The sequence below is a fragment of the Micromonospora sp. S-DT3-3-22 genome, from assembly GCF_015354745.1.
GTDB classification, from domain to species: domain Bacteria; phylum Actinomycetota; class Actinomycetes; order Mycobacteriales; family Micromonosporaceae; genus Micromonospora; species Micromonospora wenchangensis.
Genome location: NZ_JACGMO010000213.1, coordinates 1 through 5706, shown reverse-complemented (window position 1 = coordinate 5706; position 5706 = coordinate 1). Strand labels below are relative to the sequence as shown.

The 5706-nt window shown below is 75.3% G+C and carries 4 protein-coding genes and 1 pseudogene; 4 read left to right on the top strand and 1 reads right to left on the bottom strand.

All coding sequences use genetic code 11. From position 1 onward, the window contains the following. The 4 genes and pseudogenes from H1A17_RS33115 to H1A17_RS33100 all read left to right on the top strand — a co-directional run. Nucleotides 1–451 (top strand): annotated as a pseudogene (locus H1A17_RS33115) (phosphate acyltransferase PlsX); the annotation flags it as partial. Between the two features lie 167 nt (nucleotides 452–618). Continuing rightward, nucleotides 619–1524 (top strand): ribonuclease III, encoded by a 906-nt coding sequence (gene rnc / locus H1A17_RS33110; protein WP_194823728.1) that lies wholly within the window; start codon nucleotides 619–621, stop codon nucleotides 1522–1524. Further along, nucleotides 1517–2374, top strand: coding sequence for a bifunctional DNA-formamidopyrimidine glycosylase/DNA-(apurinic or apyrimidinic site) lyase (mutM, locus tag H1A17_RS33105; protein ID WP_145918343.1), 858 nt, complete (start codon nucleotides 1517–1519; stop codon nucleotides 2372–2374). The genes rnc and mutM overlap by 8 nt, the downstream gene beginning before the upstream one ends. 224 nt (nucleotides 2375–2598) lie before the next feature. After that, nucleotides 2599–4818 carry an MMPL family transporter gene (locus H1A17_RS33100; protein ID WP_194823727.1) on the top strand — a complete coding sequence of 740 codons (2220 nt, stop codon included), beginning with the start codon at nucleotides 2599–2601 and terminating at the stop codon, nucleotides 4816–4818. A gap of 93 nt (nucleotides 4819–4911) precedes the next feature. Here H1A17_RS33100 and H1A17_RS33095 read toward each other — a convergent pair. Further along, on the bottom strand, nucleotides 4912–5706 hold a 795-nt coding region (locus H1A17_RS33095; RefSeq protein ID WP_194823726.1), incomplete at its 5' end, for an endo alpha-1,4 polygalactosaminidase.

The window sequence follows — 5706 nt, the reverse complement described above, 5'->3', positions numbered from 1 at the left end:
CGTCGCCCACGCCGTCGCCGCCCCCCGGGTCGGCCTGCTCTCGGTCGGCACCGAGGCCGGCAAGGGGGACCGCCCGCGCCGCACCGCCGACCCCCTGCTCGCCGCCACCGCGCTGCCCGGCGACGCCCGCTACGTCGGCCTGGTCGAGGGGTACGACGTCACCGCCGGCGTCCGCGCCGACGTGGTGGTCACCGACGGCTTCACCGGCAACATCCTGCTCAAGGCCATCGAGGGGGCGTACGCGATGGCCGGGGGTCCACCGGCCAGCGGCGGGGCGCCCCGGGCGGCGGCCCTGCTCGGGGTCGCCGGGACGGTGGTGGTCTGCCACGGCGCGGCCACCCCGGACGACGTCGCCTCCGGTATCGCCCTGGCCGCCCACCTCTGGCGTCGCCGGGCCACCGACCAGGTCCGGGAGCAGATCGCGCTCCTTCCCGCCGGCGACGGCACCGACCCGGAGCGGGAGGACGCCCCCACCCGTTCCGCCGCCGACCGCGCCGACGAGGTGGCCGTGGACAGCGGCCCCGCGTCGGCCGATCCGGCGGTCCAGAACGCACCCGTCGCCCGGCACGCGGGTCATCCGCCCGCGTACCCCGGCGGGACCGAAGCAGAGGTAGGAACATGAGCAACGACAAGCGGCGGCGTGCGCCCGTCAGCCACCTGGAGGCGGCGTTCGGGGTGACACTCGACGCCGAACTGCTGGAGCGGGCGCTGACCCACCGGTCGTACGCGTACGAGAACGGCGGGCTGCCCACCAACGAGCGGTTGGAGTTCCTCGGCGACTCGGTGCTCGGCGTGGTGATCACCACGGCGCTGTTCCGGAACCACCCCGACCTGCCCGAGGGGCAACTGGCCAAGCTGCGGGCCAGCGTGGTCAACATGCGTGCCCTGGCCGACGTGGCCCGGGGGCTCGGCCCGGACGGGCTCGGCGCCTACCTGCTGCTCGGCAAGGGCGAGGAGACCACCGGCGGGCGGGACAAGGCGAGCATCCTCGCCGACACCCTGGAGGCGCTGCTCGGCGCGATCTACCTCCAGCACGGGCTGGACACCGCGGCGGTCGTCATCCACCGGCTGTTCGACCCGCTGATGGCCGAGTCGGCGGGCCGGGGCGCCGCGCTGGACTGGAAGACCAGCCTCCAGGAGCTGACCGCCGCGCTGGGCCTGGGGGTGCCCGAGTACCGCATCGAGGGCACCGGCCCGGACCACCTGAAGACCTTCACCGCCTGGGTGGTGGTGGCCGGCAACCGCTACGGCGGGTCGGAGGGGCGCAGCAAGAAGGAGGCCGAGCAGCGGGCCGCCGAGGCGGCCTGGCGGGAACTCACCGCGCAGGCCGAGCAGGACCGGGCCGACACCCCCGACACCGACACCCCCGACACCGACACTCCCGACACCGGCACTCCCGACACCGGCACCCCGGCCGGGGCCACCCCGGACGGTGCCGCCGTGGCCAGCGGCGACGGCCCGGCGGTCGACGCGACGGCCCCGGCGGCCGACGAGACCGCCGAGGCGGGACTGGGCCGTGCCTGAGCTGCCCGAGGTCGAGACCGTACGGCAGGGGCTGGCCCAGTGGGTCACCGGCCGGCGGATCTCGACGGTGGAGGTGCGCCACCCCCGGGCCGTGCGACGGCACCTGCCCGGCCCGGCGCACTTCGCCGACGTGCTGGCCGGCCGGACGGTGACCGACGTGCGGCGGCGCGGCAAGTACCTCTGGCTGCCGCTGGACAGCGGGGACGCCCTCGTCGGCCACCTGGGCATGTCGGGGCAGCTGCTGCTCCAGCCGGCCGAGGCGGCCGACGAGCTGCACCTGCGGGTCCGGTTCCGGTTCGCCGACGACGGCCCGCAACTGCGCTTCGTCGACCAGCGGACGTTCGGCGGGCTCGCGGTCAGCGAAGGCGGTGCCGAGCTGCCCGCCGAGATCGCCCACATCGCCCGCGACCCGATGGACCCGGAATTCTCCGACGCCGGCTTCGTCGCCGCCCTGCGCCGCCGACGTACCGAGGTCAAGCGGGCCCTGCTGGACCAGACGCTGCTGTCCGGGGTGGGCAACATCTACGCCGACGAGGCGCTGTGGCGGGCCCGGCTGCACGGCGCCCGCCCGACCGACGCGGTGACCGGCCCCGCCGCGGGCCGGCTGCTCGGGCACGTGCGGGACGTCCTCGGCGAGGCGATCGTGCAGGGCGGCACCAGCTTCGACGACCTGTACGTCAACGTCAACGGGGAGAGCGGCTACTTCGACAGGTCGCTGAACGTCTACGGTCGGGAGGGTGAGCCCTGCCGACGCTGCGGTACCCCGATCCGCCGGGAGGCGTTCATGAACCGGTCGTCGTACAGCTGCCCCCGCTGTCAGCCCCGGCCCCGGGGTGCCCTCAGGGGCTGACCCCGAGCCGGTTCGGGGTTGCGCCGGTGTGCCGCGCCGCCGCCACCCCGGGCCGCCGCCGGTTTTTCCCCGATCCACCCGGATCGGTCGTCCCGGGCGACCCGACCCGACCGCCCCCGCGTCCTCGGGGGCGGGCCGGGGCCGTTCCCCGATGTGCCCCGGCGTCGCCGTCCCTAGCGTCAGCACGGTCGGCAGGGCGCCGGCGGGAAGGGGGCCCGACCGAGATGGGCGGCAGACCGGTGACGGTGCGGTTGGCACGGTGGAGCGCGGAGCATCCGTGGCGCGCGATCGCGCTCTGGGTGGTCTTCGTGGCGGTGTGCTTCGTCGGGGGCAACGCCGCCGGCCTGAACGAGGCCACCCAGGCCGACCAGGCGATCGGCGAGTCCGGTCACGCCGACGTGATCGTCACCTCGGGCGAGTTCACCGACCCGGCGGTGGAGAACATCCTGATCACCCCGCGTACCGGCACCCTGGACCGGGCCGCCGCGCAGGCGGCGGCGACCGACGCGGCCGACCGGCTGCGGCAGGTCACCGGGGTGGCGTCGGTCGGCGAGCCGGTGCCGTCGGCCGACGGTGCCGCACTGCTGGTGCCGGTCACCATGGCCGGCGACCCGGAGACCGCCGCCGACCGGGTGCAGCCGCTGCGCGACGCCACCGCCGACGCCCAGGCCGCCCACCCGCAACTACGGATCGAGCAGGTCGGCGGCCCGTCGATCAACCAGGCGCTGGACGACACCCTGGGCCGGGACTTCAAGCGGGCCGAGCTGCTCAGCCTGCCGGTCACCCTGGCCATCCTGGTCGTCGCGTTCGGCGCGCTGATCGCCGCCGGGGTGCCGGTGCTGCTGGCGCTCTCCTCGGTGGCCGCCGCGATGGGGCTGTCCACCCTCGCCTCCCACCTGGTGCCCGCCACGGACACCACGGCCAGCGTGATCCTGCTGATCGGGATGGCCGTCGGGGTGGACTACTCGCTGTTCTACGTACGCCGGGAACGGGAGGAACGGGCCAAGGGCCGGTCCGGGCTGGACGCGGTGGAGATCGCCGCCGAGACGTCCGGACACGCCGTGGTCGTCTCCGGCTTCGCGGTGATCATCTCGATGGCCGGCCTGATGCTCGCCGACGACGTGGTCTTCTCCTCCCTCGCCGTCGGTTCGATCCTGGTGGTCGCCGTCGCGGTGACCGGCTCGCTGACCGTGCTGCCGGCGCTGCTGGCCAAGCTGGGCCGCTGGGTGGACCGCCCCCGGGTGCCGCTGCTGTGGCGGCTCACCGCCCCCCGCGCCGGACGGCACGGGCAGCCGGCCCGGCCCCGGTTCTGGCCGGCGGTGCTGCGGCCCGCGCTGCGCGCGCCCCGGGCCACCCTGATCGTCTCGGTGGGGTTGCTGCTCGCCCTGGCCGCCCCGGCGCTCGGCATGAAGCTGAAGTTCCCCGGCATGGAGGACCTGCCCCGCACCACCCCGGCGATGCAGGCGTACGACCGGCTGACCGCCGCCTTCCCGAGCACCGGCACCAGCCACACGGTCGCCGTACGGGCCCCTGCCGACCAGGCCGACCAGGTGCGCGCCGCGCTGACCGGGCTGGCCCGTGACGCCGCCGCCGACCCGCTGTTCGCCCCGGTCGAGGCGGACGGCCCGAAGATCGAGGTGTCGGCCGACCGTCGGGTGTCGGTGCTGGAGGTGGCCACCCCGTACGCCAGCCGGGACGACCGGGCGGTGCGCTCCCTGCACGAACTCCGCGACGACCTGCTGCCCGCCGCGCTGCGCGGCATCCCCGGCGTCGAGTACGCCGTCGGCGGCGGGGTGGCCGCCAGCGAGGACTACGCCCGGCACATCCGGGAGAAGCTGCCCCTGGTGATGGCGTTCGTGCTGGCGCTGACCTTCCTGGTGATGACCTGGACGTTCCGCTCGGTGGTGGTCGCCCTGACCTCGATCCTGCTCAACCTGCTCTCCGCCGGGGCCGCCTACGGCCTGCTGGTGCTGGTCTTCCAGGGCGAGTGGGCGCAGGACCTGCTCGGTTTCACCTCGATGGGGGCGATCGTCTCCTGGCTGCCGTTGTTCCTGTTCGTGGTGCTCTTCGGGCTCTCCATGGACTACCACGTGTTCGTGGTCAGCCGGATCAGGGAGGGCATCCGGGGCGGCCGGTCCAACGCCGACGCGGTCGCCTACGGCATCACCTCCTCGGCCGGCGTGGTGACCAGCGCGGCGATCGTGATGGTCGGGGTGTTCGCGATCTTCGCCTCGCTCAGCACGATCGACATGAAGCAGCTCGGCATCGGGCTGGCGGCGGCGATCCTGCTGGACGCCACGATCATCCGGGCGGTGGTGCTGCCGTCGGTGATGACCCTGCTCGGCGAGGCCAACTGGTGGGCCCCCCGCTTCCTGCGCCGCCGCGACCGGCCCGCCGCCACCCCGCCGGCCGAACCGACGCCGGAGCTGGTCGGGGCGCACTGACCGGCCGTCAGACCCGCCGCCGGTGACCGCCCCCCGGGCGGTGCAGCGCCGTGGCCGGCGGCACGGGTGACCCGGACCGCAGCGCGGTCCGGGTCACTCCGGCGTGCCGGGTAACGGCCCGGGCACGGTGGGGCAGGGCACCCGCCAGGCGTCCAGCTCCCGGTGCTTGCGGATCGAGGCGAAGCCGTAGCCGGTGCTGGTCACGCAGAACTGCTGCGGGTCACCGGCGTACTCGACGTGGAACACCGGTTTCCGCGCGTCGGCGAAGGGCAGCAGCCGGGCGCAGCGGCGCAACCGGACGCACTCCTCGTCGACCGCGAAGTCGAAGTCCGGTGCGAGGGCGGCCACCTGACCGACGTCGCCGACCAGGCCGGGGGAGAGGTCCAGGGAGCGGGCCAGCCCGGCCACCCGCCGGTTGAACAGCAACTGGTCGTCGAAGCCGAGCGGGAAACCCGACCGGTGGGCGTACCCGTCGGCGTCGACGAGGGCCACCGCGCCGAACCCCTTGCCCCGACAGAGCCGGAACCGGTCGGCCAGGACGGGCCGCAGCAGGTCCCACCGCCGTACGTCCACCCACCGGCTTCCGGGCCGCCCGGCGGCACCGCCGCGCACCGCCGCCGGGTAGCGGGCGGCGTCCGGGTCCGTCCCCGCGTACGTCCCGACGGGCACGTGACAGATCAGCCGCCGGTCGCGCCGACGCAACGCCCCGGTCTCGGCGGTGCTCACCCGGACCGGGTCGAGCAGGACGACGTCGGCGTCGACGGTGGTGTCGACCGGGCCGGTGAGCTGCCACTGCCACCGCCACTGCCGGGCCGCGCCGGGCGGCCACGGGGTCGGTGCGCCGGGCGGCCCGAGGCCGGGCCGGCAGGCGTACACCGGGGTCAGCAG

What these genes read in the sequence shown, in the direction of transcription:
- H1A17_RS33100 (WP_194823727.1), top strand. Translation starts at nt 2,599, where the DNA reads ATGGGCGGCAGACCGGTGACGGTGCGGTTGGCACGGTGGAGCGCGGAG.
- rnc (WP_194823728.1), top strand. Translation starts at nt 619, where the DNA reads ATGAGCAACGACAAGCGGCGGCGTGCGCCCGTCAGCCACCTGGAGGCG.